The 25259-nt window shown below is 61.8% G+C and carries 24 protein-coding genes; 9 read left to right on the top strand and 15 right to left on the bottom strand.

Annotation, left to right across the window (positions count from 1 at the left end; genetic code table 11):
• Window positions 1-65: 65 nt before the first annotated feature.
• The 3 genes from KW840_RS23540 to KW840_RS23530 form a co-directional block, all read right to left on the bottom strand.
• Window positions 66-659 (bottom strand): HAD family hydrolase, encoded by a 594-nt coding sequence (locus KW840_RS23540; protein ID WP_008052432.1) that lies wholly within the window; start codon window positions 657-659, stop codon window positions 66-68.
• Window positions 656-1525, bottom strand: a complete 870-nt coding sequence (tesB, locus tag KW840_RS23535; RefSeq protein ID WP_090451550.1) for an acyl-CoA thioesterase II — start codon at window positions 1523-1525, stop codon at window positions 656-658. Before tesB ends, KW840_RS23540 begins: the two co-directional genes overlap by 4 nt.
• Window positions 1526-1631: 106 nt before the next feature.
• Window positions 1632-2201, bottom strand: coding sequence for a GNAT family N-acetyltransferase (locus KW840_RS23530; RefSeq protein ID WP_218497974.1), 570 nt, complete (start codon window positions 2199-2201; stop codon window positions 1632-1634).
• A 79-nt stretch (window positions 2202-2280) separates the two neighbouring features.
• Between KW840_RS23530 and KW840_RS23525 the strand changes: the two genes are divergently transcribed.
• Both KW840_RS23525 and KW840_RS23520 read left to right on the top strand, forming a co-directional pair.
• Window positions 2281-3201 carry a histone deacetylase gene (locus KW840_RS23525; protein WP_102670817.1) on the top strand — a complete coding sequence of 307 codons (921 nt, stop codon included), beginning with the start codon at window positions 2281-2283 and terminating at the stop codon, window positions 3199-3201.
• Window positions 3202-3493: 292 nt separating this feature from the next.
• Window positions 3494-4735 carry a TIGR03862 family flavoprotein gene (locus KW840_RS23520; RefSeq protein ID WP_218497973.1) on the top strand — a complete coding sequence of 414 codons (1242 nt, stop codon included), beginning with the start codon at window positions 3494-3496 and terminating at the stop codon, window positions 4733-4735.
• Window positions 4736-4852: 117 nt separating this feature from the next.
• On the opposite strand, the gene KW840_RS23515 is transcribed toward KW840_RS23520, so the two are convergent.
• Together KW840_RS23515 and yedA are read right to left on the bottom strand one after the other, a co-directional pair.
• Window positions 4853-6193 carry a DEAD/DEAH box helicase gene (locus KW840_RS23515; RefSeq protein ID WP_218497972.1) on the bottom strand — a complete coding sequence of 447 codons (1341 nt, stop codon included), beginning with the start codon at window positions 6191-6193 and terminating at the stop codon, window positions 4853-4855.
• A gap of 65 nt (window positions 6194-6258) precedes the next feature.
• Complete coding sequence (gene yedA, locus KW840_RS23510) at window positions 6259-7200, bottom strand: drug/metabolite exporter YedA (RefSeq protein ID WP_057713189.1); 942 nt, start codon at window positions 7198-7200, stop codon at window positions 6259-6261.
• Between the two features lie 163 nt (window positions 7201-7363).
• Between yedA and KW840_RS23505 the strand changes: the two genes are divergently transcribed.
• Window positions 7364-7819, top strand: coding sequence for an Lrp/AsnC family transcriptional regulator (locus KW840_RS23505; protein ID WP_057713188.1), 456 nt, complete (start codon window positions 7364-7366; stop codon window positions 7817-7819).
• Window positions 7820-7954: 135 nt separating this feature from the next.
• On the opposite strand, the gene KW840_RS23500 is transcribed toward KW840_RS23505, so the two are convergent.
• The 3 genes from KW840_RS23500 to KW840_RS23490 all read right to left on the bottom strand — a co-directional run bounded on the left by KW840_RS23500 (window position 7955) and on the right by KW840_RS23490 (window position 9965).
• Complete coding sequence (locus KW840_RS23500; RefSeq protein WP_218497971.1) at window positions 7955-8566, bottom strand: PolC-type DNA polymerase III; 612 nt, start codon at window positions 8564-8566, stop codon at window positions 7955-7957.
• A 22-nt stretch (window positions 8567-8588) separates the two neighbouring features.
• Window positions 8589-9068 carry an NYN domain-containing protein gene (locus KW840_RS23495; RefSeq protein WP_007990686.1) on the bottom strand — a complete coding sequence of 160 codons (480 nt, stop codon included), beginning with the start codon at window positions 9066-9068 and terminating at the stop codon, window positions 8589-8591.
• Window positions 9069-9188: 120 nt separating this feature from the next.
• On the bottom strand, window positions 9189-9965 hold the full coding sequence (locus tag KW840_RS23490) for a DUF2076 domain-containing protein (protein ID WP_218497970.1): 777 nt from the start codon (window positions 9963-9965) through the stop codon (window positions 9189-9191).
• A 178-nt stretch (window positions 9966-10143) separates the two neighbouring features.
• Between KW840_RS23490 and KW840_RS23485 the strand changes: the two genes are divergently transcribed.
• Window positions 10144-10818 (top strand): YciC family protein, encoded by a 675-nt coding sequence (locus KW840_RS23485; protein WP_057713185.1) that lies wholly within the window; start codon window positions 10144-10146, stop codon window positions 10816-10818.
• A 66-nt stretch (window positions 10819-10884) separates the two neighbouring features.
• Window positions 10885-11964, top strand: a complete 1080-nt coding sequence (locus KW840_RS23480; protein WP_218497969.1) for an endonuclease/exonuclease/phosphatase family protein — start codon at window positions 10885-10887, stop codon at window positions 11962-11964.
• 144 nt (window positions 11965-12108) lie between these two features.
• On the opposite strand, the gene KW840_RS23475 is transcribed toward KW840_RS23480, so the two are convergent.
• The 5 genes from KW840_RS23475 to KW840_RS23455 form a co-directional block, all read right to left on the bottom strand.
• On the bottom strand, window positions 12109-12942 hold the full coding sequence (locus KW840_RS23475) for an ABC transporter ATP-binding protein (RefSeq protein ID WP_090451570.1): 834 nt from the start codon (window positions 12940-12942) through the stop codon (window positions 12109-12111).
• Window positions 12930-13733: an ABC transporter permease gene (locus KW840_RS23470; protein WP_007990681.1), complete on the bottom strand. Its 804-nt coding sequence runs from the start codon at window positions 13731-13733 to the stop codon at window positions 12930-12932. Before KW840_RS23470 ends, KW840_RS23475 begins: the two co-directional genes overlap by 13 nt.
• A gap of 8 nt (window positions 13734-13741) precedes the next feature.
• On the bottom strand, window positions 13742-14728 hold the full coding sequence (locus KW840_RS23465) for an ABC transporter substrate-binding protein (protein ID WP_057713182.1): 987 nt from the start codon (window positions 14726-14728) through the stop codon (window positions 13742-13744).
• Window positions 14729-15118: 390 nt separating this feature from the next.
• On the bottom strand, window positions 15119-16489 hold the full coding sequence (locus KW840_RS23460; protein ID WP_218497968.1) for an aspartate aminotransferase family protein: 1371 nt from the start codon (window positions 16487-16489) through the stop codon (window positions 15119-15121).
• Between the two features lie 21 nt (window positions 16490-16510).
• Window positions 16511-18001 carry an aldehyde dehydrogenase gene (locus tag KW840_RS23455; RefSeq protein ID WP_218497967.1) on the bottom strand — a complete coding sequence of 497 codons (1491 nt, stop codon included), beginning with the start codon at window positions 17999-18001 and terminating at the stop codon, window positions 16511-16513.
• Window positions 18002-18228: 227 nt separating this feature from the next.
• Between KW840_RS23455 and KW840_RS23450 the strand changes: the two genes are divergently transcribed.
• Window positions 18229-19149 (top strand): LysR family transcriptional regulator, encoded by a 921-nt coding sequence (locus KW840_RS23450; protein ID WP_057713179.1) that lies wholly within the window; start codon window positions 18229-18231, stop codon window positions 19147-19149.
• A gap of 127 nt (window positions 19150-19276) precedes the next feature.
• Here KW840_RS23450 and hrpB read toward each other — a convergent pair whose 3' ends face one another.
• Window positions 19277-21793 carry an ATP-dependent helicase HrpB gene (hrpB, locus tag KW840_RS23445; protein WP_218497966.1) on the bottom strand — a complete coding sequence of 839 codons (2517 nt, stop codon included), beginning with the start codon at window positions 21791-21793 and terminating at the stop codon, window positions 19277-19279.
• 109 nt (window positions 21794-21902) lie between these two features.
• On the opposite strand from hrpB, the gene KW840_RS23440 reads away from it, so the two are divergent.
• Together KW840_RS23440 and KW840_RS23435 are read left to right on the top strand one after the other, a co-directional pair.
• Window positions 21903-22322: a hypothetical protein gene (locus tag KW840_RS23440; RefSeq protein ID WP_057713177.1), complete on the top strand. Its 420-nt coding sequence runs from the start codon at window positions 21903-21905 to the stop codon at window positions 22320-22322.
• Between the two features lie 42 nt (window positions 22323-22364).
• Entirely contained in the window at window positions 22365-23261 is an 897-nt protein-coding gene (locus tag KW840_RS23435; protein WP_057713176.1) for a cation diffusion facilitator family transporter, read from the top strand.
• Here the strand turns inward: KW840_RS23435 and KW840_RS23430 are convergent.
• A complete protein-coding gene (locus tag KW840_RS23430) occupies window positions 23255-24298 on the bottom strand; it encodes a DUF6515 family protein (protein WP_218497965.1) in 1044 nt (347 codons plus the stop codon). The two genes, KW840_RS23435 and KW840_RS23430, sit on opposite strands and share 7 nt — an antisense overlap.
• Window positions 24299-24735: 437 nt before the next feature.
• Here KW840_RS23430 and KW840_RS23425 point away from each other — a divergent pair, with 437 nt between their 5' ends.
• A complete protein-coding gene (locus KW840_RS23425) occupies window positions 24736-25215 on the top strand; it encodes an Lrp/AsnC family transcriptional regulator (protein ID WP_007937367.1) in 480 nt (159 codons plus the stop codon).
• Window positions 25216-25259 lie beyond the last annotated feature (44 nt).

The following is a 25259-nucleotide window of genomic DNA, read 5'->3' as shown; positions in this document are numbered from 1 at the left end:
AACACCAGGGAATCATTGTGGGAGCGAGCCTGCTCGCGATGGCGATTTACCAGGCAACCACCTGATCAGGCCGAAAGCATCTGCCGCAACTCAACACAATCCGCCGCATGCCAATCGGTCAATTCCGGCCATGGATTATCCGGCAGATTCACCAACACAGTCCGCGCTCCCGCTGCCCGCCCACAATCGAGATCGAAGCGGTAATCACCGACCATCACCATCTCGCTCGCCGGCACCTTCCATGCTTCGGCCAGTTTCAGCAACCCGCCCGGATGCGGCTTGGGCGGAGCATCATCGCGGCCCAACACATCCTCCAGCGCAAAGCAGTCGGCCAGGCCAATGGCCTCCAGCGTGACATGCGCCAGCTCCCGGGCGTTGCGCGTGAGAATGCCCAGGCGATAACCACGCCCGGCCAGTTCGCGCACCAGTTCCACCGCGCCCGGCGCCGGTTGCGAACCAAGGGCCAAGTCCCGCTCGTGCTCCAGCAGCCATGCATGTTTGGCTGCGGCTTCATCGGCCGGCAGTGCGGCGAGGTGGGTCAGGATGTCGTGTTCGGCAGGAATCGCCAACGCCACGCGAATCGCCGCGAAGTCGTGCACGGCTACCGTCAGGGTGCCGTCCATGTCGAACACCCAGTGACGCACGTCGGCCAGGCTCACGCCCAATCCTTGCGGTGACGGATCAAGCCTTCCTGGGTGACCGAGGCCACCAGTTGCCCGGCGCGGTTGAACACGCTGCCACGGGAGAAGCCACGGGAATTGCCGGCCCACGGACTGTCCATCGCATAGAGCAACCAGTCATCGGCACGCAGATCCTGGTGGAACCACAGTGCGTGATCGAGGCTGGCGACCTGCATATCCTTGTGCCACACCGATTTGCCGTGGGGCTGCATCGAGGTGACCAGCAGACCGAAGTCCGATGCGTAGGCCAGCAGGTATTTATGCAGCGCCGGCGAATCGGCCAACGCCCCGTCGGCGCGGAACCAGACGTACTTGACCGGATCGGAGGGCAGCGGGTTGTAGGGATCTTTCTCGGTCACCGGGCGAAATTCGATCGGCTTCGGGCACAGCAGTTTTTCGCGCATTTTCTCGGGGATCAGGTGCGCGCGCTGCTGGGTGATCTCCAGTTCCGATGGCAGGTTTTCCGGACCGACCACTTGCGGCATTTCGGTCTGGTGCTGAAAGCCTTCTTCGTCGTACTGGAACGACGCACTGCACGTGAATATCGGGTGGCCCTTCTGGATCGCCGTCACCCGACGCGTGCTGAAACTGCCACCGTCACGCACCCGGTCAACCTGATACACCACCGGCAACCCGGCATCGCCCGGGCGCAGGAAATAGCCGTGCATCGAATGCACATGGCGCGCCTCTTCAACCGTCTGACTGGCCGCCGACAGCGACTGACCGAGCACCTGACCACCGAACAGCTGACGAAAACCCAGGTCCTGGCTACGGCCACGGAACAGGTTTTCTTCGATCGGCTCCAGCGTCAGCAGGTCGACCAGATCTTCCAACACTTGGCTCATTCAGACTCTCCTCACACAACGCAATACCGCGCAGTCTTGGCTGCGGCGGTCGATTCAGTTTCTGGCCCGGGCCAACATGTGGTCCATTGTAAACGTCCGTGTCAGGTTATCCATGCAAGGTTTGCAGCCATTGTTCACGGCTGATGCGGTACAACACGTGGTGATGCAGGGGATGATCGACGGAGAGCTTGGGATGATCGAAGTCATCGGCCGGATCGTGATGCATGCCAATCGCCTGCATGACTTTCTGCGACGGCAGGTTACTGTCAGCGGTAAAGTACACGACTTCGCTCAGCAGCAAACGGTCAAACCCGCAGCGCAGAGCGGTCCACGCCGCTTCACTGGCGTAACCCAACCCCCAGTGCTCGCGGGCCAGGCGCCAGCCGATTTCCGTAGCCGGGGTGAAAGGCGCGTCGAAACCGACCACACCGAGCCCGGTAAAACCGATGAATTGGCCGGTGTCCTTGCGTTCCAGAGCCCATAGGCCGAAACCGTGCTCGGCGAAATGACCACGGATTCGCCCGATCAATGAGGCGCTCTCCAGCCGACTCAAGGCTGCCGGGAAATAGCGCATCACCTGCGGATCGGCACACATCGCCGCAAAGTCAGGTAAATCTTCATCGCGCCACTGGCGCAACAGCAGCCGAGCGCTTTCAAGCTCCAGTATTGGCTCCATCGTGCCCCGCCCCTCCATTTCAATGTCGCCAGTCTACAACGCTGGTAGGATCCGTCTCTCATTCCTACATGAAATGACCATGCCACTGCCGCTGATTTATCACGAAGACTACAGTCCAGAGTTTCCGGCGGATCACCGCTTCCCCATGGACAAGTTCCGCCTGTTGCGCGATCACCTGGTGGGCAGCGGCCTGACCCGCGACGCCGATCTGCTGCGCCCGGATCTGTGTCCCGCAGAGATTCTCGCCCTCGCCCATGACCCTTCGTATATCGAGCGCTACATGAGTGGCGAATTATCCCGCGAAGACCAGCGCCGCCTCGGCCTGCCCTGGAGCGAAGCCCTGGCCCGACGCACGGTGCGGGCGGTGGGCGGTTCGTTGCTGGCGGCCGAGCAGGCGCTGGAGCATGGTCTGGCCTGCCACCTGGCGGGCGGCACCCACCATGCGCACTACGATTACCCGGCCGGGTTCTGCATCTTCAATGACCTGGCGGTGATCAGCCATTACCTGCTGGAAAGTGGTCGGGTGAACCGTGTGCTGATCTTCGATTGCGACGTGCATCAGGGCGACGGGACTGCACGAATACTGCACAACACCCCGGAAGCGGTGACCGTTTCCCTGCACTGCGAGAAGAACTTTCCCGCACGCAAGGCCGAAAGTGATTGGGACATTCCACTGCCCAAAGGCATGGGCGATGCCGACTACCTGAAGGTGGTGGACGATGCACTCAACTACCTGCTGCCGCTCTACCAACCGGATCTGGTGCTGTATGACGCCGGGGTCGATGTGCATAAGGACGACGCCCTGGGTTATCTGAAGCTGACAGACGAAGGCGTCGCCGCCCGCGATGAAAGCGTGATGCGTCATTGCCTGGGCCGTGACATTCCGGTGGTCGGGGTAATCGGCGGCGGCTACAGCAAGGACCGCCAGGCCCTGGCCCGCCGACACGGCATCCTCCATCACAGCGCGCAGCGCGTATGGCAGTCATCAGGTTGTCACTGAGCTGTGGATGCTTTACCCACAATGCCTGTGGAGCTGCCTGTGGATAACCTGAGTGAAAGGGACTACAGGCCATGCGGGGCTTGGGCTACAGAGCGGCGGTTGTTTTTTAACCAACCCTCGAATTCACCAACGCCCCCTGTAGGAGCGAGCCTGCTCGCGAAAAACGCAACGTCGCCGCCGGGCATCCGGTTTCCCGCGTAATCGTTCAAGACCATCGCGAGCAGGCTCGCTCCTACAGAGGTCTGGGCTGGTAGAATGCCCGGCTTCATTCGCCAAAACCGCAGCGCACTCCATGACCCGATCTTCGACCTCCTCCCCTTCCCGCGTCGCCATCATCGGCGGCGGCCCCGCCGGTCTGATGGCGGCCGAAGTGTTGAGCCAGGCCGGGATCAAGGTCGACCTGTACGACGGTATGCCTTCAGTGGGGCGAAAGTTCCTCCTGGCCGGCGTCGGCGGCATGAACATCACGCACTCCGAAGCCTACCCGGCATTTCTCTCACGCTACGCCAAACGCGCCCCGCAGATCGCCCCGCTGCTGCGCGGCTTCGGCGCCGAAGCGTTGTGTCAGTGGATTCATGAACTGGGCATCGAGACCTTCGTCGGCAGCTCCGGCCGGGTATTCCCCACCGACATGAAGGCCGCGCCGCTGCTGCGCGCCTGGCTCAAACGCCTGCGCGACAGTGGCGTAGTTATCCACACCCGCCACCGCTGGCTCGGCTGGGACGAGCGTGGCGGCTTGCGTATCGACAGCCCGGAAGGCGAAACAACCGTGCAAGCCGATGCCACCCTGCTCGCCCTCGGTGGCGGCAGTTGGTCGCGCCTGGGTTCGGACGGCGCGTGGATGCTGCCACTGGAGCAACGCGGTGTAGGACTGGCGCCGTTGCAACCCAGTAATTGCGGCTTCGAGGTGCAAGCCTGGAGCGAATTGATGGTCAGCAAATTCGCCGGCGCGCCGCTGAAAAACATCGCCATCGGCCTTAACGATGACGTGCCGCGACTCGGCGAATGCGTGATTACCGCCACCGGAATTGAAGGCAGTCTGATCTACGCCCTGTCGGCCCCCATCCGCGAGGCAATCAACCGGCACGGTTCGGCAACCATTCATCTGGACCTGTTGCCGGGCCGGCCTGTGGATAAAGTTGCAGCGGCGTTGAGCAAACCCCGGGGATCACGCTCCATGGCCAAGCACCTGCACAGTCAGTTGGGTATCGATGGGGTCAAAGCGGCGCTATTGCGTGAACTGACCAGCGCCGACTGCTTTGCCGACATGGCCTTGCTGGCCAACGCGATCAAGGCGTTGCCACTGACACTGGTGAAAACCCGACCACTGGACGAGGCCATCAGCAGCGCTGGCGGGGTGTTGTTCGAGGCGATGGATGAGCGTTTGATGCTCAAGCAACTGCCTGGCGTGTTCTGCGCGGGAGAGATGCTGGACTGGGAAGCGCCGACCGGTGGCTATCTGCTGACCGCGTGTTTCGCCAGTGGGCGAGCGGCGGGGTTGGGGATGGTTGAATGGTTACAGCGCAAAGATTGAAGGCCGCAGCGCGCCCATCGCGAGCAAGCTCGCTCCCACATTGGAATTGTGTCGATCACAAATCCCCTGTGGGAGCGAGCTTGCTCGCGATGGCGGCTTAACAGACGCCGAAGTTAATCAAGGCTTACGCTTGCGCGGCCCGGTATTGAACACCGGCACCTTGCGCACAGGCTTGATCGAAGGCTCCGCCGGTGCAACCTCACCGCTATCAACCCACCGACCCAGATTGCGTTTACCACCGCCACCACCGGAAGCCTTGGGCTTCTTCGGTTTTTTCGGCTTTTTGACGACCTGGCCACTGGCATCGGTGTCCGGCACGCGGTGCTCGGGTTCGAAGTCCGGCTCGTTCTGCCGCTTCAAAGTCTGGCGGGTCAGCATCTCGATGGCCGACAGCAGATTCACTTCATCGGCGCAGACCAGGGAAATCGCCTCGCCGGTCGAACCCGCGCGACCGGTACGACCGATGCGGTGGATGTAATCCTCAGCGACGATCGGCAAGTCGAAGTTGACCACCAACGGCAGGTCTTCGATGTCCAGGCCACGGGCTGCCACGTCGGTAGCGACCAGGATCTGCACTTCACTCGCCTTGAAGCGGTCCAGCGCACGCTGGCGGGTCGCCTGGGGTTTGTCGCCGTGGATGCCGTCGGCGTTGATGCCCAGGCCCTGAAGTTTCTCCACCAGCGCGTCCACGCCGTTGCGGGTCTTGGCGAACACCAGCACCTGCTTCCACTTGCCCTTGCGCATCAGGTGCACGAACAGTTCCGGCTTGCGCTTCTTGTCCACCGTCACGATCCATTGCTTGACCGTATTGGCTGCGACGTTGCGCGGGCTGACTTCGATAGTCAGCGGATCGTTGAGCATCTGCCCGGCCAGCAGGCGGATGTCATCGGAGAAGGTTGCGGAGAACAGCAACGTCTGACGTTTCTTCGGCAGCGCACGGTAAATGTTCGCCAGCTCCTCGGAAAAGCCCAGGTCGAGCATGCGGTCGGCTTCGTCCAGCACCAGGGTTTGCAGCTGGTTGAACTTCAGCGCGTTCTGGCGGAACAGGTCGAGCAAGCGGCCCGGAGTCGCTACCAGCAAGTCGACGCCACTGCGCAGCTTCATCATTTGCGGGTTGATGCTGACGCCGCCGTACACCGCGTAAGTGCGCAATGGCAGGTTTTCGGCGTACTGGCGCACGGCTTCGTGAACCTGCTCGGCCAGCTCGCGGGTCGGCACCAGGATCAGTGCGCGAACCGAGTTGGCGGTGACTTTCGGCCCTTCCATGGCCAGCAGTTGCAGCAGCGGCAGGGCGAAACCGGCAGTCTTGCCGGTACCGGTCTGGGCCGCGGCCATCAGGTCACGACCGGCCAGCACTGCCGGAATGGCTTGCGCCTGAACCGGCGTCGGAGTCTGGTAGCCGAGCGTCTCAAGGGAGCGCAGCAAGGGTTCGATCAGGCCAAGGGTGGCGAAAGTCATGGGAGTACCGTAGGAAAATTCAGCGCGGTTGTGCGAAACAAGAGTGCAATGGCGCGCAGTTTACCCTAATTCACACGGGATTCTGTCGGCACTACCGTCGGCACGACCTTCTCCACCGGCTGCTGCGGCTTACGACGCCACTGCGGCAAGCCAATCAGCACCACGGCACTGATAATCACCAGCATGGCCAGTGCTTCCTCGACTCCAATGGTCTCACCGACAAACACGATCCCCAGCAAGACCGCCACCGCCGGGTTGACGTAGGCATAACTGGTGGCAGCGGCCGGACGCACGTGCTTCAACAGGTACATGTAGGCGTTGAAGGCGATGATCGAACCGAACACAGTCAGGTACGCCAGCGCAGCCCAGCCTTCAATCGGCGGAACCTTGTCCAGATGCTCACCGCTGACCGCACTGCCGATCAGCAACACCACGCCACCCACCAGCATTTCCACGGCACTGGCCATCGCCCCTTGAGGCAATGGTAAATGCTTGCTCCACACCGAGCCGAAGGCCCAGGTGGCCGCCGCAAAAATCAGCAGGGCTGCACCCAACGGGCTCGATTGCAGGTTGGAGCCGAGGTTGAGCATGACGATGCCGATCATTCCGAGCGCAACGCCAGCCCATTCGAGACGGGTATTACGCGCGCCCCAGAAATAGCCACAGAGCAAGGTAAACAGCGGCACCGTTGCCACCGCCAAAGCGGCCACTCCAGAAGCCACGCCGGTGTGTTCGGCCACGCTGACCGCTCCGTTACCGCACGCCAGCAGCAATACGCCAATGATCCCGGCGGCTTTCCACTGCGCCCAGGTCGGCGCCGGCGCCCCGCGCCAACGCAGGAAGGCGTACATCAAGGTCCCGGCAATGACGAAGCGGATGCCGGCGAGTAGCAGCGGCGGCCAATACTCCACGCCGATGCGGATCACCAGGTAGGTCGAGCCCCAAATCACGTACAAGGCGAAAAAGGCTGCGATCAACGGTAAGGGAAAGCGACGTAGGCCGGACATGGGGCAACTCACAGGCAGAACAGGTGAACGGCTATTCTAGAAAGGCTGGAGCCGGAAAATAAGTTACAAAACCTTTTTAAACCGCCAGTACACTTTTCAAAACACGGTGTTCATGGCAATAAACCGTGTTTTCGAAAGTCCGTCATTTTTCAGGAGTGCCACGATGGATAAGTACGACCGCATGCTGCTCAGCGCCCTGCTGGAAAATGGTCGCGCGTCCTACGCGGACCTGGCGCGCAAGGTCAACCTGTCCGCCCCGGCCGTGGCCGAGCGCGTGGCCAAGCTTGAAGCCAGCGGCGTGATCACCGGCTATCAGGCGAAGGTCGACATGGCCAAGCTCGGCTTGCCCATCCAGTGCGTGATCGAACTGCGCCTGAACCAGCACGGCAACCAGAAAGCCTACGACGACCTGATCAAAATCCCGCAATTGACTGAATGCCATCGGGTGACCGGCGACCCGTGCGTGATCATGCAGGCAGCCGTGGGTTCGATGCCGGAGCTGGAAGAGTTGATCAACCGGATCGCCACGTTCGGGTTCAGCAAGACGTCGATTGTGTTGTCGAGTGCGATAGAGAAGCGGGTGCCGCTGGGGCACATTGAAGGGAATGGCAAATCCTGAGGCAATGATGTCCCTGTGGGAGCGAGCTTGCTCGCGATGGTCGCCAACGATAACGCGGGGAACCTGACACCCCGTGTTGTTCTCGGGTTCATCGCGAGCAAGCTCGCTCCTACAGGGAGGGGATTTGCGATGTTCCTAGAACCCGCGATAACGCTTGAGGTGTTCGTTTACCTTCGCCGCCGGCACTTTCTGCAACTTGCACAGCAAGTCATGGGACAGCTCGCGCAAGCCGTGTTTCTGGCGCAACTCTTCGGCCAGGTGTGCCGTAAGGTTGGCCGCCATCTCGGCGTCGGCCATGGCCCGGTGGGCCTTGCCGGTGTGGGGCAGGTTGGCGAACGTGGTGAGGGTGCCGAGTTTGTGGTTCGGCGCGGCGGGCATCAGGCGGCGAGCCAGCAGCAGCGAGCAGGCAAAGTTCTGCAAGCGGGTGCGTTTGATTCGCCCCAGTTCGAAGTCCCAGAACTTCTGGTCGAACGCGGCGTTGTGCGCGAGCAACGGCGTGCAGTCGACGAATTCATTCACTTCGTTCATCACCTGCTCCGCCGACGGCGCGGTGCGCAGCATGGCGTTGCTGATGCCGGTGAGTTGTTCGATGAAGGCCGGGACGCGCACGCCGGCATTCATCAGGCTTTGGTAACGCTCGACGATGCGCCCCTGTTCAAGGATCACCACGGCGATTTCCGTGGCCCGGCAGCTGCTGCTCGGTGAGATCCCGGTGGTTTCAAAGTCGATGACTGCGATGCGTTCCAAACCTGGTTCAACTCCGTAAAAATCAATTCTTGAGCAGCAACGCGCCTTCGATCGGCACGTAGCGGCTGGCGGCGCGTATCAGCGAGTTGGCGGTCAGGCCCGGTACGCCGTAGGCCACTGCTTGTACGCCGTGTTTGCTGATGATGCGTTCGAGCAGCATGTCGAAATCACCGTCGCCGGAGGCCAGGACGATTTCATCGACATGGTCGGCGGCATCCATGATATCGAGGGTGATGCCCACGTCCCAATCGCCCTTGGCTGAGCCATCGCTGCGCTGGATATAGGGTTTGAGCTTCACGGTGAAACCGAGGTTGCGCAGGATCTGCTGGAACTGCTGCTGTTTGCTGTCGCCACGGTCGATGGCATAGGCGTAGGCTTCGACGATCTCGCCCTGCTTGCTGATGTCAGCCCACAGTGCGGCGTAGTTGAAGTGGCAACCATAAGCCTGACGCACGGTGTAGTAGAGGTTCTGGACATCGGCGAACACTGCGATTTTTTTCACCGGCTTTCCTCAGGGCTGAATCAGGCACCAGGCCCGAAAAGTCGCCCAGTATGCCAGCCCTGAGGATTGTTCCGCGAATAATCGGCCCGGAGCGCGGTTGCGCTCCGGACGAATGGCGTATCAGACGAAGGAATCGTCGTCGCCGCCGAATAACGAGTCATCGCTGTAGTCAGCGTCGCTGAACCCGCCCTGATCGTTGCTGTAGGAGTCGTTACCGGCCATGCGCTGGTCATCGCCCCAGCCATTGTTGCCCTGGTCGTTGACCTGGGCCGGCTCTTCCTTGATGACTTCGACGACTTCCGGTTGCTGATTGTGATGGAACAGGCTGCTGATGCCTTGTGCCAGCATCACGCCACCCGCCACGCCTGCGGCGGTTTTCAGCGCACCACCGAGGAAACTGCTGCCGGTCGCTGCCGGAGCCTGTTGCTGTGGTGCATAGCCCTGCTGGGGAAAGTTCTGCGGCGGCGCGCCGAAGCTCTGCTGTGGCGGTTGCGAACCGAACGACGAGCGTCCCGGCTCGCGCCAGCCACCGCTCGAGGGTGGTGAGCTCTGGGTGGGTGCAGGCTGTGGCTCACGAGAGTTGCCGCCAAAGATGCTCGACAAAAAGCCACCGCTGCTCGGCGCTGGAGCCGGGGTCGCCTGGGCCTTGGCCTGTTGCAGTTCGGCCTGCAACTGCTGGACTTGCTGGGTCAGTTGCCTGTTCTGTTCATCGAGGCTCTTGACCGCCGCCTCTTGCACCAGAATCGCCTGGGTCATGAAATAACCTGCTGCGGGCTGGCGCGTCAGGTGTTCCTTGATCCGCGCCTCGGCCTGGGCGTCGCGCGGGGCTGAGTCCGTTTCGGCCTGCTGCAGCCGGGAAAACAGTCCATCGATCAGGGTTTGTTCTTCGCTGTTCATGGCGACCTCGTAGATTGCCGGGAAAATCGTTGCCTTTATCCAATGAGGATAAGGTGCCCGACCTTAATGGAGGCTGAAACAAGATGTTTCAATGACATTTACCGAACGTTTACGTTTGCGTCTACGAGCGCTTGATCGGTTAAAGTGAGCCACTGCTTCCAACCTGCGATACCCACTGATGAATCCGTTAGATGTCCTGCGTGACTCGCTGTATTTCTTCAAGCGCAATCTGGGCCAGATCGTGCAGCTGTGCCTGCCGCTGGTGATGCTTGAGGCGCTGCTGCAACAAGTGGTCGACCACTCCACCGAGCCGGACAGTTTCCCCGGCATCAGCGTGATAGTCGGCTTGCTGGTGTACCCGCTGTACACCGCTGCGCTAATCCTGTTTCTCGACGCCCGCAGCCGCGGCGAGTCGCCGCGCAACCGCGACCTGCTGGCGATGGCGGCGAGCCTGTGGCCACGCTTCGCCCTGCTCACGGCGCTCAATACCGTGCTGATTCTGCTGGGCCTGTCGCTGTATTTCCTGCCGGGTATCTACCTGATGGTGACCCTGGCGTTTGGCGAATACCTGCTGGTGTTGCGCGGCCTGGCGCCACTGGCGGCCATGAAGGAAAGCCTGCGCATGACCCAAGGGCATTTCTTGCGCATCCTGCTGTGCATTCTGTGTGTGATGGGGCCGTTGTGGCTGCTCAAAGGCGTGACGCTGGCAGCGTACCCCGAACCTCAGAACCCGGTGGTATCCATGCTGATCGACAGCGCCCACAGTTTTCTGCAGCTGTTTACCAGCGTGGTGCTGTTCCGACTGTTCATGCTGATCAACCCGTTGCCTGAAAGAAATGACAACTCGCTCTGACCTTAGGCGCGACCCTCGCTCTCGGGTATGCTCGGGAACAATCCTGTAACGCTAATAAGCCGAGCCATGACCCGTCTACTGCGCTACATCCTGCCGGGCCTGCTGATCGTGATCGGCCTGATCGCCGCGATGATCTACAGCCTGACCTGGCGCCCCGACGCCAAAGAATTGTTGCCCGTCAGTTGCAGTGCCCAGGCCCCCTCCCTGGTCCCCGGGCAGGCGTTGAAGGTGATGACCTGGAACGTCCAGTACCTGGCCGGCAAGCGCTACGTATTCTGGAATGACCTGGCCGCGGGCACCGACGAACGCCCCACAGCGGAAGACATGGCTTTCAGCCTTGACGAAGTGGCGCGGGTGATTCGCGACGAACAACCGGACATCGTGCTGTTGCAGGAACTGGACGACGGCGCCAAGGCCAGCGATTACCAGCACCAGTTCAAGCTGCTGCAGGAGCGGCTCGCCGACTTGTATCCGTGTGGCACCAGCGCGTTCGACTGGAAGGCCGACTTCGTGCCGAATCCGCACATCTTCGGCAGTGTCGGCCGGCAACTGGCAACCCTGAGCCGTTACCGGATCGAACATGCCGAACGGCTGCAACTGCCAGTCGCCTCGGGCAATCCGGTCAGCCGCCAATTCAAACCCAGAGACGCCTTGCTGGTGAGCTACCTGCCATTGAGTGATGGCGGGCAAATAGCGGTGCTCAATACCCATCTGGAGCGCGCCAATCGAGCCGACAACACCTTGCAAAACCAGGTGAACGCCGTGGCCAGGGCCCTCGACAAACTCGAAAGCCGTGGCACGCCGTGGTTGATCGGTGGGGATTTCAACCTGTTGCCTCTGGGCCAGTATCGGCGCCTGCCCGATGCACAACGCGCGCCCTACTCCGCCGACAGCCCGTTGCACCTGCTGTGGGACAAGTACCCGATGATCCCGACCAACAACGAAGCCAGTGGTATCGACCGCGAGCGCTGGCTGACCCACTACCCGAACGATCCCGGACTGAACGGCCCGGACCGGACCGTCGACTACCTGTTCTACAGCCCGCGGATCAAACGGGTGGAGGCGATGGTGCGGCAGGACGATACATTGCGCATCTCCGATCACCTGCCGGTGATTGCGCGCTTCCTTCTACCGGCTGCGCCCTGACACCTCACCCCAACCAGACACAAAACCTGTGGGAGCGAGCTTGCTCGCGATGGCGTCGTGTCAGTCGACATCAATGCTGAATGACAAATCGCAATCGCGAGCAAGCTCGCTCCCACAGGGATGGTGCACGGGCTGGAATCGGGTTTAATGCACCTCTTCCAGATCGTCATGCAGCAGCCCGAAGATCTCGCGCTTCATCTCGATGAACGAGCGCTCCATGACCATGTCCAGGTTGCGTGGACGTTCAATCGGCACATCCAGAATCTGCTTGATCCGCCCCGGCCTGGCACCCATCACATAAACCCGGTCGCCCAGCAGAATCGCCTCGTCGATGTCGTGGGTCACGAACAACACAGTCTTCTTGCTGTTGCCCCACACCCGCAGCAACAACTGCTGCATTTGCAGGCGCGTCTGGCTGTCGAGAGCCCCGAAGGGTTCGTCCATCAGCAGGATCTGCGGGTCATTGGCCAGTGCGCGGGCAATGGCGACACGTTGCATCATCCCGCCGGACAACTGTTTGGCGTAGTTGTCGGCAAAGCCGCTCAGGCCCACTTCGTTCACGTAGTAATCGACGATGTCCTTGCGTTGCGCCGCCGGCATGCCACGCCGCTTGAGGCCGAACTCGACGTTCTGCCGCACCGTCAGCCACGGGAACAGCGTGTAGCTCTGGAACACCATGCCGCGGTCCGCGCCGGGGCCTTCGACCTGCTGGCCGCCAACGTAAATCTCACCCGAGGTCGGTTCGGCCAGGCCGGCGGTGAGATACAGCAGGCTCGACTTGCCGCAACCGGAAGGCCCCACCAGTACGGCAAATTGCTGGTCCGGCACTTCGAACGACACTTCCTCCAACGCGGTAAAGGTACCGCCATCGGGTTTCTTGTAACTCAGGCTGACCTTGTCCACCTTCAGCCGTGGCGCGTTCACCGGGGCGGCCTGGGGGGCGACAAAACGATGAGTGGCGGCGGTTACTGAGCCCATGCGGTGATCCTCAGACGAAGGAAACGGAACAGTTGATCGGTGACCAGGCCCAGCAGGCCGATGATCGCGATGGCGAGGAAAATCACATCCACCTGGAAGCCACGCATGGCCTTGAGGCTCAGGTAACCCAGGCCACTGGATGCGGCCACCAGTTCAGCCACCACCAGGTAAGTCCAGGCCCAGCCCATGGTCACCCGCAGGGTGTCGAGCACGCCCGGCAAGGACGCCGGGGCAATCACATGCAGCACCGCGTCACGACGGTTCGAGCCAAGGGTGTAGGAGGCGTTGATCAGGTCCTTGGAGATGCCTTTGGACACGTCCGCGATCATCACCAGTTGCTGGAAGAACACGCCGAAAATGATCACCGACACACGCTGCTCCAGACCGATGCCGATCCACAGGATGAACAGCGGTACGAACGAGGTCACCGGCAGGTAGCGAATGAAATTCACCAGCGGCTCAAGGAAGGCCTGGACGATGCGAAAGCTGCCCATCAACAAGCCCAGGGGCACCGCCACCAGGGACGACACGATGAAACCGACCATCACCACTTCGACACTGGCCCACACATGTTGGCCAAGGGTGCCGTCGCGGCCTAACCGCACGGCGGCCTCGACCACCGCGCCCGGCGTCGGCAGGAACATGCCCGGCACCACGCCACCGTAGGACAACCCGGCCCACAGGCCGACCAACAGCACCCAGGCCAGGCCGCTCGCGCTCCAGATCACCGAGACCGGTAATCCGGTCTTGGGCGTGATGCAGCGGCTCAGCCATGAATTGCGCTTGAACATGCAGCCTCCTAGAGCGGGGTGACGAAGCGGTTGTCGATCAGGTCGTCATTGCTGACGTTGTAGGGCTTGCCTTGCAGCTCGCTGGCGGTCTCGTTGGCCAGCTTGATCAGCGGTGCGCTGTCACCCGGTTTACCCGGCGAGCCCAGCAGTTTTTCGCTCATGGCCTGATCGTAGAAACGCACGCCCTGTGCGGCCGCTTCCATTTCCTTCGGATCGGCCAGGTAACCGCCGACACCCTTGGCCATGATTTTGTAGGCTTCCTGTGGATGATCCTTGGTGTACTGCACAGCTTTGTACAAACCGGCCACCAGGGCCTTGACGTCTTCCGGCTGTTTTTCGATCACGCTGCAGTTCAGTGCGACCACATCGACGATCACCCCCGGTGTGCTGCTGCTGTCGATCAGCACCTTGCCCTGCTTCTTGTCGCGAACCATCGACAGGTGCGGCTCCCAGGTCACGGCAGCCGGTACGCGACCGGCGATGAACGCGGTGGCGGCGTCGTCAGCCGTCATGTTCTGCACGGTGATGTCGCTCATGCTCATGCCGTGTTTTTTCAGCAGATAGGACAACCAGAACTGCGAGGTCGAACCTTCGTTGACCGCAACGGCCTTGCCCTTGAGTTCCTGCAGGCTCTTGACGTCCTTGCCCACCAGCACGCCGTCGCCACCATGGCTGTCGTCCAGCGCGGCCACGGCCTTGAAGCAGAATTGCGGACGGTACTTGAGCACCTCGTCGATGGTCGACGCCGAGCCGGACAACTCGCCGGAGGCTTGTGCGGCCATGTACATCGCCGCCTCCTCGACCACCGGCAATTCGACGGTCAAACCGTTTTCCTTGAAGTAGCCAAGGTCCTTGGCCAGGTACAGGGTGCCGTAGCCGACCCAGGTGGTATGACCGATGGACAGGGTGCCGGCCTGGGCGCTGGTGGCGACCGTCGCGGCGATGGCGGTGACCGCCAGTGGATGGGCAACGCGGGTAAGCAAGGACTTGATCATGGAGCACTCCCAAAGCTGTTGATTTAGTTTTGTCATGGGCAGTACGGCGAGCCCTGAATCGGCTGCAACCTGTGGTCTCTCGGGGACCCTTCGGCGGGCAGCATTCGGTGGGCTGGCGAGATCGATGTTGGCCCAAGGGCGGGATTAGGAAAATGAGGAAATATGTGGATGCGAACGATGAAAAAACTCGTTAGCGCGCACCGCGAAAGGGCGCTGTGGGCGGGGATGCACAGGGTGAGAGCAAGACTTGGGAAATGTGTTGTTTGAGCAATAGCTATCGCGAGCAAGCTCGCTCCCACAGGGTTTGTGCCAGCCACAATATTTGGGCATTACACATAACCTGTGGGAGCGGGCTTGCCCGCGAAGAGGCCCGCAAGAACGCTACAAATGTCAGAGCCAGCCGTATTCCTGCGCTGTACGATCCACCGCTTTCAGGGTCTTGCTGATCAGCTCATCAATCTCTTCACGGCTGGCAATCAACGCCGGCGCCATGATCATCCGGCCCAAGGTCGAGCGAATGATCACGCCCTCTTCAAAACCGATCGTACGGCAGCGCCACGCAATGTCGTTCTCATTGGCAAAACGCTTGCGGCTGGTTTTGTCTTCGGCCAGTTGCAGCGCCGCGACCATGCCGGTGCCCTGGATGTCACCCACCAGCGGGTGCTTGCCGAACACTTCGCGCAGACACTGCTGCAGGTACGGGCCGATGTCGTCCTTGACCCGCGTCACCACGCCTTCATCGCGCAGGGCCTTGAGGTTGGCAATCGCCACCGCCGCCGCCACCGGGTGCCCGGAATAGGTCAGGCCGTGGGCAAACACACCGCCCTGCTCCACCAGCACCGAGGCCATTTTCTTCGACAGGATCAAGCCGCCCATGGGGATGTAGCCCGAGGTCAGGCCCTTGGCGATGGACAGGGTGTCCGGCTCGAACCCGAAGTACTCGTGGGCGAACCATTCGCCGGTGCGACCGAAGCCGCCGATCACCTCATCGGCGCACAGCAGCACATCGTACTTGCGGCAGATGCGCTGGATTTCCGGCCAGTAGCTTTCCGGCGGGAAGATCATGCCGCCGGCGCCCTGGAACGGTTCGGCGATAAAACCCGCGACCTTGTCAGCCCCCAGTTCGAGGATCTTCGCTTCCAGTTGCTGCGCCGCGCGCAGACCGAATTCGGCCGGGGTCAGGTTGCCTTCGTGGGCGAAGAAGTACGGCTCGTCGATGTGCTCGATGTCCGGAATCATGCCGCCCATTTCGTGCATGAACTTCATGCCGCCCAGCGCCGTCGCGGCCAGGGTCGAACCGTGGTAACCGTTCCAGCGGCCGATCATGATTTTCTTCTCGGGTTTGCCGAGCACCTGCCAGTAACGACGCACCGTGCGGATCAACACCTCGTTGGCTTCAGAGCCGGAGTTGGTGTAGATCGCGTGGCTGTAGTGAGCCGGCAGCAGGCTGAACAGCAGCTCGGACAGCTCGATCACCTGCGGGTGGGTGGTGTGGAAAAACATGTTGTAGTACGGCAGCTGTTCCAGCTGCCGGCTCGCCGCGGCGGCCAGGTCCTTGCGCCCGTAACCGAGGTTGGTGCACCACAACCCGGACATGCCGTCGAGGTAACGTCGGCCATCGTTGTCCCACAGGTGCAGGCGCTCGCCACGGACCATCACCCGTGGCCCCTCGTCATTGAGGGCTTTCTGATCGACGAACGCATGGATGTGGTGCGCAGCGTCGGCGGCCTGGTAGTCGCGGGTATCACGTGGTGTGGTCATCGCCAGTTCTCCGTTTTGTTATCAGCGCAATTGAAACCAGGTGGTCTTCAACTGGGTGTATTTATCGAATGAATGCAGGGACAGATCGCGGCCGAAACCCGACTGCTTGCCACCGCCAAAAGGCACGGTCACGTCCAGCGCATCGACGCTGTTGACCGACACTGTACCGGCGCGCAATTGTCGCGCCACACGGTGAGCGCGGTTGAGGTCGTCGGTCCACAGCGAGGCCGCCAGACCGTAGACGCTGTCGTTGGCCAGTTGCAAGGCGTGGGCTTCATCGTCGAATGCCATAATCGCCAGCACCGGGCCGAATACTTCATCGCGAAACAGCGGCATGTCCGGCGTCACGCCGGTAAAAATCGTCGGCTGGATGAAGTTGTCCGAGCCGTTGAAGATCGACTGTCGACCGCCACAGATCCTGGTCGCGCCTTGCTGTTCGGCCTGCTGGATGAACTTCATGATGCGCGCGGTCTGACGGCTGTCGACGATGGCCCCGGCGGCGCTCGACGGGTCCAGTGGATCGCCCGGCAACCAGCGTTCGGCCTGGGCTTTGAGGCGTTCGACAAACTCGTCATGGATCGAGCGCTGCACCAGCAACCGCGAGTTGGCCGAGCAGACTTCGCCCTGATTGAAGAAGATACCGAACGCGGCTTTCTCGGCCGCCAGGTCCAGATCCTGACAATCGGCAAACACCAGGTTGGCGCTCTTGCCGCCGCACTCCAGCCACACCTGCTTGAGGTTCGATTGCGCCGAGTACTGCATGAAATATTTGCCGACCTCGGTGGAGCCGGTGAACACCAGGCAATCGACGTCCGGGTGCAGGCCGAGGGCCTTGCCGGTCTGCTCGCCGAGCCCCGGCAGCACGTTCAGCACACCCGCAGGTACACCGGCTTCCAGCGCCAGCTCAGCCAGGCGCAGGGCGGAAAACGGCGACTGTTCGGCCGGCTTGAGGATCACCGAGTTACCGGCGGCCAGGGCTGGGGCGAGTTTCCACGCCGCCATGTCCAGAGGGAAATTCCACGGCACCACCGCAGCCACCACGCCCAAGGCTTCGCGAGTAATGGTTGCCAGCACGTTCTGCGCACTCGGCGCGACCTGATCGTAGAGTTTGTCGAGGCTTTCGGCGTACCAGCGGAACACTCCCGCGGCACCCGGCACGTCGATGTTGTAGGCATCCGCGACGGGCTTGCCCATGTTCAGCGAGTCGAGCAGCGCCAGTTCCTCACGGTTTTCGAGGATCAAATCGGCCAGGCGCAACAGCACTTGCTTGCGTTCGGTCGGTGAGCGCGCAGCCCAGGTGCCTGCCTCGAAAACCTGCCGCGCATTGTGTACCGCCGAGTTCACGTCTTCTTCGCCGCAGGCGGCAACGTTGGCCAGGCATTGGCCGGTGGCGGGGTTGATCGCGGCGAAAGTCTGCCCCGACTGCGCCGGGCGGCACTGGCCGTCGATCATGGCCTGGTCGGGAAACCGCACGGAAGCGGCCTTGCGTTGCCAATACTCAAGCTCGAACACGTTCAGATGCTCCAGAGGACATTCTTGTGTATTGGATAGTCGCTCAGGCCCAAGCGGTGGAAAACCAGTAAAAATGTGTTCGCAGGCCAAGAAAAAACTACGTAGCCAATCTCCCTTCTGGCGCAGCATGTGGTTATTGTTCAACCACAACAAATCGCTACCCGAGCGGATAGGGGTGGCGCGCAAATTGCCAGGATGCCTGATCCGTTCTCCCCCCGAGGTTCGCTGTGGCTGCCTACAATCTGCGTCAACTGAAATACTTCATCACCACCGTCGAGTGCGGCAGCGTCGCCGAGGCCTCGCGCAAGCTGTACATCGCCCAGCCCTCGATCTCCACGGCCATCAAAGGTCTGGAAGACAGCTTCGGCGTGCAGCTGCTGATTCGTCACCATGCACAGGGCGTGTCATTGACCCCCAGTGGTGCACGCTTCTACCGCAAGGCCCAGGAACTGCTGCGCATGGCCAAGGAGTTCGAACAGAACGCCCTGGCCGACAACGATGTGGTCTCCGGGCAGATCGATATCGGCTGCTTCGAAACCGTCGCGCCGCTATACCTGCCGCAATTGATCGCCGGATTTTCGGCGTTGTATCCGGGGGTGGAAATCCGCATCCGCGACGGCGAGCAACAAGAGCTGGTGCAGGGCCTGACCTCCGGCGCTTTCGACCTGGCGATCCTTTACGAGCACGATCTGGACGGCACCATCGAGACCGAACCGCTGATGCCGGCGCAACGACCTTACGCGCTGCTGCCAGCCGATCACCGTTTTGCCCAGCAGGCACAGGTGTCGCTGCGGGACCTGTGCCTGGAGCCAATGATTCTTCTGGACGTGCAGCCGAGTCGGACCTACTTCGTCAGCCTGTTCGATGAGCTGGGCCTGACGCCACGCATCGCCTTCAGCTCGCCTTCGATCGAGATGGTGCGGGGCATGGTTGGCCAGGGGTTCGGGTTCTCGATCCTGGTGACCAAACCGCATTCGGAGTGCACCTACGACGGGCAGAAAGTGGTGTGCGTGGACATTGCCGAAGACGTCACCGGTTCAGGGCTGGTAGCGGCATGGCTCAAGCGTGGGCAATTGACCAAACCGGCGCAGTTGTTTGCGGACTACTGCCGCGAACAACTCACCGCCAAATCCGAAAGATCGCAGTAACTTCTGTGGTGAGGGGGCTTGCCCCCGCTGGGTCGCGCAGCGGCCCCAACTCTTCATCTGAAAAGCAGGGCCTGCTGCGCAGTCCAACGGGGGCAAGCCCCCTCGCCACAGAGTCCGGTGTTAACCGTTATTTACGGGGTTTGATCCGCGCAGTTGCCTCGGCCACCAGCGGATCATCCGGCCAGTAATGCTTCGGATAGCGCCCCTTCAAATCCTTCTTCACTTCGGCGTAGGTGCTGCGCCAGAAGTTGGCCAGGTCCTGAGTCACCTGCACCGGCCGCCGCGCCGGGGACAACAGATGCAGTTTGACCACCTGCCGCCCCCCGGCGATGCGCGGGGTCTCGGCCAGTCCGAACAACTCCTGCAAGCGCACCGCGAGAATCGGCGGCTGTTCGCTGTAGTCCAGACGAATCGACGAGCCTGACGGCACGCTCAAATGATGGGGCGCCAGCTCGTCCAAGCGTTGTGACAGCGGCCACGGCAGCAGGTTGTGGACGATGCTCGACAGGTCGAGATTGGCGAAGTGGCTGAGTCGCGAGACTTTGCCCAGATAAGGCATCAACCAGTGTTCAAGACTTTTGAGCAACGCTGCGTCGCTGACATCCGGCCATTCGCTTTCGCCCTTGCTGGCCAAGTCCAGTTGCCGCAACAAGGCGACCCGCGCCTGCCACTGACGCAACTCCGGTGTCCACGGCAACAGCTCCAGCCCTTTGCGCCGCACCAGGTTGACCAGCGCCTGGCTGCGGGCGGTTTCATCGAGACCGGTCAGCGGTTCACGGCTGAGGATCAGCTCACCAACCTTGCGCTGACGCTCGGCCCGCAGTACGCCTTCACGTTCATCCCAATCCAGTTGATCGACGCAGCGAACCTGCTCGGCCAGCACTGAATCGAAGAGTGCCGGATCGAAGTCCGTCGCCAGATAAATCCGCTCCTCACGCTGGCCCTGGCGACTGCCCAGATCGGCGATCACCAGCCACGGCTGCTTCATCAGGCTATCGGCCTCGGCGAACAGTGCGGCACGTCCGTTGGCCAAGCGATATTCCGCACCACCGGCGCGCCGTTGCTGAGCGACCCGGTCGGGATAGGCCAGCGCCAGCAATGCGCCGAGCCAGCGCGGGTGATCTGGATCGCTGACCGGCTCCGCTGCTTTGCCCCGTAGGTAACCACGATACTGCCGCGCCAGTTGCCGTGCGCGCTGCACCCCACCCTGGGCACCCCGTGCGGCGCGTTCTACGCCAGACAGCAATACCAGTCGGCTGTGCAAGTCCGCCCCGGCGCCGCGCAAGATATCGCGCTCGCCGAGCAGTGCCGCGACGTCGCAGGCCATGTCCGCCAGTCCCAGCGCCTGGCCGCGCAACAGCAAATGCGCGATGCGCGGATGCGCCGGCAGTTCGGCCATGGCCTGACCGTGACGGGTCAGCGCGTCACCCTGCAGAGCGCCCAAGCGTTCGAGCAAGTCCTGGGCCTGCGCATACGCGGCGGCAGGCGGCACGTCGAGCCACACCAGTTGTCCGGGCGTCACACCCCAGCGCCCCAGTTGCAAGGCCAGCCCGGCGAGGTCCGCCGAAAGGATTTCCGCACTGCCATAGGCCGCCAGTTGCTCATGCTGATCCTGGGACCACAAGCGATAACACACGCCCGGCTCCAGGCGCCCGGCCCGGCCCGCGCGCTGGGTGGCGCTAGCCTTGGAAATGCGCTGGGTGTCGAGACGGGTCATGCCGCTGCCGGGGTCGAAACGCGGCACCCGCGCCAACCCGGCATCGATCACCACGCGCACGCCATTGATGGTCAGGCTGGTTTCGGCGATGTTGGTGGCCAGCACCACTTTGCGCTTGCCCGCCGGTGCCGGATCGATGGCTGCCCGTTGCGCGGCGAGGTCCAGTTCACCGTGCAATGGGCACAGTAGAACCTGAGTGTTTTCGCCCAAGGCATCGGCCAGTTGCTGATGCACACGTCGGATTTCCGCCTGTCCCGGCAGGAACACCAACACACTGCCGGTTTCGTCGTTCAAGGCTTCAAGAATGGTCTGCACCAGACGCGGCTCGATGAATTCACCGGACTGGAACGGTCGGCCCCAGCGCATCGCCACCGGGAACATGCGCCCTTCGCTGCGCAGAATCGGCGCGTCGTCGAGCAACCCGGCCAAGCGTTCGCCTTCGAGCGTGGCGGACATCAAGAGGATTTTCAGCGGCTGATCGTCACGGAACAGTTCCCGGCCATTGAGGCTCAGGGCCAGCGCCAGATCCGCGTCGAGACTGCGTTCATGAAATTCGTCGAAGATCAGCAGGCCCACGCCCTCAAGCGCCGGGTCGTCCTGCAAACGCCGGGTGAGGATGCCTTCGGTGACCACTTCAATGCGGGTGTTGGGACCGACCTTGCTGTCGAGCCGAATGCGATAACCTACGGTTTCGCCGACCTTCTCCCCCAGCTCACTGGCCAGCCGTTCAGCCGCTGCGCGCGCGGCCAACCGACGGGGTTCGAGCATCAGGATGGTCTGCCCGGCCAGCCACGGTTCGTTGAGCAAGGCCAAAGGCACGCGGGTGGTTTTACCGGCGCCGGGCGGCGCTTCGAGCACGGCTTCGTGGCGTGTAGCGAGGGCTTCACGCAGGGCGGGTAAAACTTCATCGATCGGCAAAGAAATCATGCTGGCTCCCAAACAGAGCGGCGAGTATAACGGCGAACTGCAAGGCGTTCGTCAGGGTCTTAATTCATACCGACGACGTTTCGTTTCGAGATTACCCAGGAGATTTCATATGCGTGCTCCCTTTCGCCTGATTGGCGGTGTTCTGGTCGCAACCTTGCTGACTCAAGTGACCGCCTGCGGTTCGATCTTCTACCCGGATCGCCGTGGCCAGATCGAAGGCAAGATCGACCCGGCCATCGCCGCGCTCGACGCCGTGGGCCTGCTGTTCTACATCATCCCCGGCCTGATTGCGTTTGCCGTGGACTTCGCCACCGGCGCGATTTACTACGCGCCGGGAGAGACCGCACAAGTTGCACCGGAAAAACTCAAGGAAGCCATCGGCGCCGACGGCAAAGTCGATAACCGCAAGTTGCAGACTATTCTGGAAAGCGAACTGGGTCGCAGCTTCCCGCTGGACGATCCACGCCTGATCCAGAGCAAAGGCAACGCCCAGCAACTGGCGATGTTCGGCCTGCAACCCGCCGCGTAAATCCCTACGCGCGAAAGGACTCTTCAAGGAACGATGGCCCCTATGACCTCCAGCTCCGAACACGCCCGCCTGCTGCGGCTGGCGACCCGTGCCTCGGTGGCGGTTGCATGCATCCTGATCGTCGCCAAAGCCATCGCCTGGTGGTTGAGCGGCTCGGTGAGCATGCTCGCCGGGCTCACCGACTCGACACTCGACGGCGTCACGTCATTGCTCAACCTGCTGGCGGTGCATTACGCCCTGCGCCCGGCCGACAATGATCATCGCTACGGGCACGGCAAGGCCGAGTCATTGGCGGGCATGGCCCAGGCGTTGTTCATCGGCGGCAGTGCGGTACTGATCGCGTTGCAGGCCTACGATCGGTTGAAGCATCCCGAGCCCGTGGGCGCGCCGTGGATCAGTATCGGCGTGATTGTGTTTTCCCTCGTGCTGACCCTGGCGTTGTTGATGTTTCAACATCGGGTGGTCAAGGCCACCGGCTCCAACGCGGTGCGCGCCGACTCCCTGCACTACCGCTCGGACATGCTGCTCAACGGCAGCATTCTGATCGCGCTGGTGTTGGCCGGGTTTGGACTGCATCAGGTCGACCCCTGGTTCGGCCTGGGAATCGCCGTCTACATTCTGTGGAGCGCGGTGCAGATCGCTCGGGAGAGCTTCGCCGTGTTGATGGATGAAGAACTGCCGCCGGAGGTCAGCCAGCACATGCTGGAATTGGCGTGCAGCGTCCCCGGCGTATTGGGTGCCCATGACCTGCGCACGCGGATCTCCGGCAACCAGTGGTTTGTGCAGTTGCATCTGGAGCTGCCGGGGGAGCTGACGCTATCCGTTGCCCATGGCATCAGCGATCAGGCTGCCGCAGCCATTCACACCGCCTACCCGCGGGCCGAAGTGCTGGTGCACGCCGACCCTCAGGAAGTGGTGAAAGCCGCGCGGGATCAGTAAGTCACCTGATAACCGCGACTGCTCAGGCAGTTACCCTGGGCCTGTCGGTAGGCTTGCACCACCGACGGGTCTGGCTGGTAGGTGGCGGTTCGTGGATCGAAACCACTCTGCTGCACCGCGTATTGATAACACTCGTAACCGTCCCGACTGACCTGCTCCGGCGACTGCCCGTTGGCTGGATACGCCTCCACGTCATAACCGCTGTTGCCAGCGGGTGGTTGCGGTTGGCCAACCGGCGGTTCGACCACGACGTAATCCTGAGTGCTTTGCTGATAGGCGTAATAGGAACCGGCCGCCAGGAACAGCAGCGCCCCGCCGATCCATACCTGCTCGGCGTAATCGGGCAGGTACCTGACACGAATCCCGCGCGGTGGCTGCACCACCACGTAACGCGGGCCCAGCGGGCGATACCAGTAGCCACCGGAATAGAAGTAATCCATGCCACGGTAAGGCACGCGGTAGTCGCGCTCGGGAAAGCGGTCGATCACTTGACCGGGACGATACCTGGGGCCAGGCCCCCAGCCGTTGCCGCGTCCACTCGGGCGCCCCTGCCCGTGATTGTCATAGGACGGTGCTACTGTGTAACCACTCCAGCGCTGTTTGTCATCGTTGCGACGTGGCTGGTCCTTGTAGTAACCGCGCTGCGGCTCCTGGGTCTGGCGCACGGTGTCGGGCCGGGGCTGGATTGGCATGTCAGTGGCCGGCATCTGCGGCGGTGGCGGCGGCGAGCGCACCTGGTTGTTGAAATCCGGCGCTGGACGGCTCTGCCTCTGGTCATTGTCCTGACGTTGATTCTGGCCGCCGTGCTCTTTCTGGCGGTTGTCCTTGTTCTGCGCCCGGGGCTGATTCTGCTGCTGGTCGTTGTGCGGATGCGGCTGGTCACCGCCACCACGGCCCTGGTTATCGCCCTGTTGCCCACCCTGGCCGCGTTGCCCGCCATCATGGCCACGGTTTTGCGGCTCATCGGCCATCGCTTGCACCGAGACACTGACACACAACAAACCAACACCGGCCAAACGCCAGATGCGCGATTTCATGCTTTACCTCATTGCGGGTAAGGGCCTGTACTTAAGACTGGGAAAGCGCTGGCCGGTTCTGCGACAGGTTATCTGTCACGCAACTTATTTATTGAGGCCAGCGGGTCAAATTCCACGCAAGAAAAAAGGGAGACCCGTCGGCCTCCCTTTAGAGAACTTCGTCCTGGCTCGACACTTGTGGCGTCGGCTCACCTCACGCCGTCTTCTGGACAGTGTGTAGCTCGGGGGCCGGCACATCCCCGGTGGGGGTGGCGACCGCGGCGGGCCTGATTCGGCGAGCCGCACTGGACTGTTTGTCCGAGCAGTGATTCTGGTGATAAGAATAGGCCGGGAGCGTCGGCAGAGGATTGCGAAGATTGCTGAATTAAACATCACTTGCGCAATTTTTAACCCTAGATACATAATCCTCCGCAATAGTTACGACAAAGGACCGATTGATGAGCAAGCTCGACCGTTACGACCTGAGTATTCTGGCGGAATTGCAGCGCGACGCACGCATCTCCAACCAGGAGCTGGCCGAGCGCATCGGCCTGTCGCCTTCGCCGTGCTCGCGGCGGGTCAAGCAACTGGAAGACGACGGTTACATTTCCCGCCAGGTCGCCCTGCTCGACCGCAAGATGCTCGGCCTGAGCCTGACCGCTTACGTGCTGATCGGCATGGACCGTCACACGCCGGAGCGTTTCGAGAATTTCGAAGCGGCCATCCGCACCCTGCCCCAAGTGCTCGAATGCAGCCTGGTGACCGGGATGGATGCCGACTATCAGCTCAAGGTCGTGGTGCCGGACATGGATCACTACCAGAAACTGCTGCTGGGGCATCTGACGCGGATTGAAGGCGTGACCAGCGTGCGATCGAGTTTTGTGTTGAATCAGGTGTTGAACAGCACCGAACTGCCTTTGACTCATCTGCGCAGCTGAGGACGCCATCGCGAGCAAGCTCGCTCCCACAAAGTTTTGTGTTG

Source organism: Pseudomonas sp. PDM30 (genome assembly GCF_019218985.1).
GTDB classification, from domain to species: Bacteria; Pseudomonadota; Gammaproteobacteria; order Pseudomonadales; family Pseudomonadaceae; genus Aquipseudomonas; species Aquipseudomonas jessenii.
This window is presented reverse-complemented; position numbering and strand designations above follow the sequence as displayed.

Bases quoted from the DNA above. Each gene is read 5' to 3' on its own strand.
- KW840_RS23430 (WP_218497965.1), bottom strand. From the start codon at position 24,298: ATGAAATCGCGCATCTGGCGTTTGGCCGGTGTTGGTTTGTTGTGTGTC.
- KW840_RS23490 (WP_218497970.1), bottom strand. From the start codon at position 9,965: ATGAACAGCGAAGAACAAACCCTGATCGATGGACTGTTTTCCCGGCTG.
- KW840_RS23480 (WP_218497969.1), top strand. From the start codon at position 10,885: ATGACCCGTCTACTGCGCTACATCCTGCCGGGCCTGCTGATCGTGATC.
- KW840_RS23485 (WP_057713185.1), top strand. From the start codon at position 10,144: ATGAATCCGTTAGATGTCCTGCGTGACTCGCTGTATTTCTTCAAGCGC.
- KW840_RS23520 (WP_218497973.1), top strand. From the start codon at position 3,494: ATGACCCGATCTTCGACCTCCTCCCCTTCCCGCGTCGCCATCATCGGC.
- KW840_RS23525 (WP_102670817.1), top strand. From the start codon at position 2,281: ATGCCACTGCCGCTGATTTATCACGAAGACTACAGTCCAGAGTTTCCG.
- KW840_RS23530 (WP_218497974.1), bottom strand. From the start codon at position 2,201: ATGGAGCCAATACTGGAGCTTGAAAGCGCTCGGCTGCTGTTGCGCCAG.
- KW840_RS23515 (WP_218497972.1), bottom strand. From the start codon at position 6,193: ATGACTTTCGCCACCCTTGGCCTGATCGAACCCTTGCTGCGCTCCCTT.
- KW840_RS23460 (WP_218497968.1), bottom strand. From the start codon at position 16,489: ATGACCACACCACGTGATACCCGCGACTACCAGGCCGCCGACGCTGCG.
- KW840_RS23475 (WP_090451570.1), bottom strand. From the start codon at position 12,942: ATGGGCTCAGTAACCGCCGCCACTCATCGTTTTGTCGCCCCCCAGGCC.
- KW840_RS23470 (WP_007990681.1), bottom strand. From the start codon at position 13,733: ATGTTCAAGCGCAATTCATGGCTGAGCCGCTGCATCACGCCCAAGACC.
- yedA (WP_057713189.1), bottom strand. From the start codon at position 7,200: ATGTCCGGCCTACGTCGCTTTCCCTTACCGTTGATCGCAGCCTTTTTC.
- KW840_RS23440 (WP_057713177.1), top strand. From the start codon at position 21,903: ATGCGTGCTCCCTTTCGCCTGATTGGCGGTGTTCTGGTCGCAACCTTG.
- KW840_RS23505 (WP_057713188.1), top strand. From the start codon at position 7,364: ATGGATAAGTACGACCGCATGCTGCTCAGCGCCCTGCTGGAAAATGGT.
- KW840_RS23465 (WP_057713182.1), bottom strand. From the start codon at position 14,728: ATGATCAAGTCCTTGCTTACCCGCGTTGCCCATCCACTGGCGGTCACC.
- tesB (WP_090451550.1), bottom strand. From the start codon at position 1,525: ATGAGCCAAGTGTTGGAAGATCTGGTCGACCTGCTGACGCTGGAGCCG.
- hrpB (WP_218497966.1), bottom strand. From the start codon at position 21,793: ATGATTTCTTTGCCGATCGATGAAGTTTTACCCGCCCTGCGTGAAGCC.
- KW840_RS23425 (WP_007937367.1), top strand. From the start codon at position 24,736: ATGAGCAAGCTCGACCGTTACGACCTGAGTATTCTGGCGGAATTGCAG.
- KW840_RS23435 (WP_057713176.1), top strand. From the start codon at position 22,365: ATGACCTCCAGCTCCGAACACGCCCGCCTGCTGCGGCTGGCGACCCGT.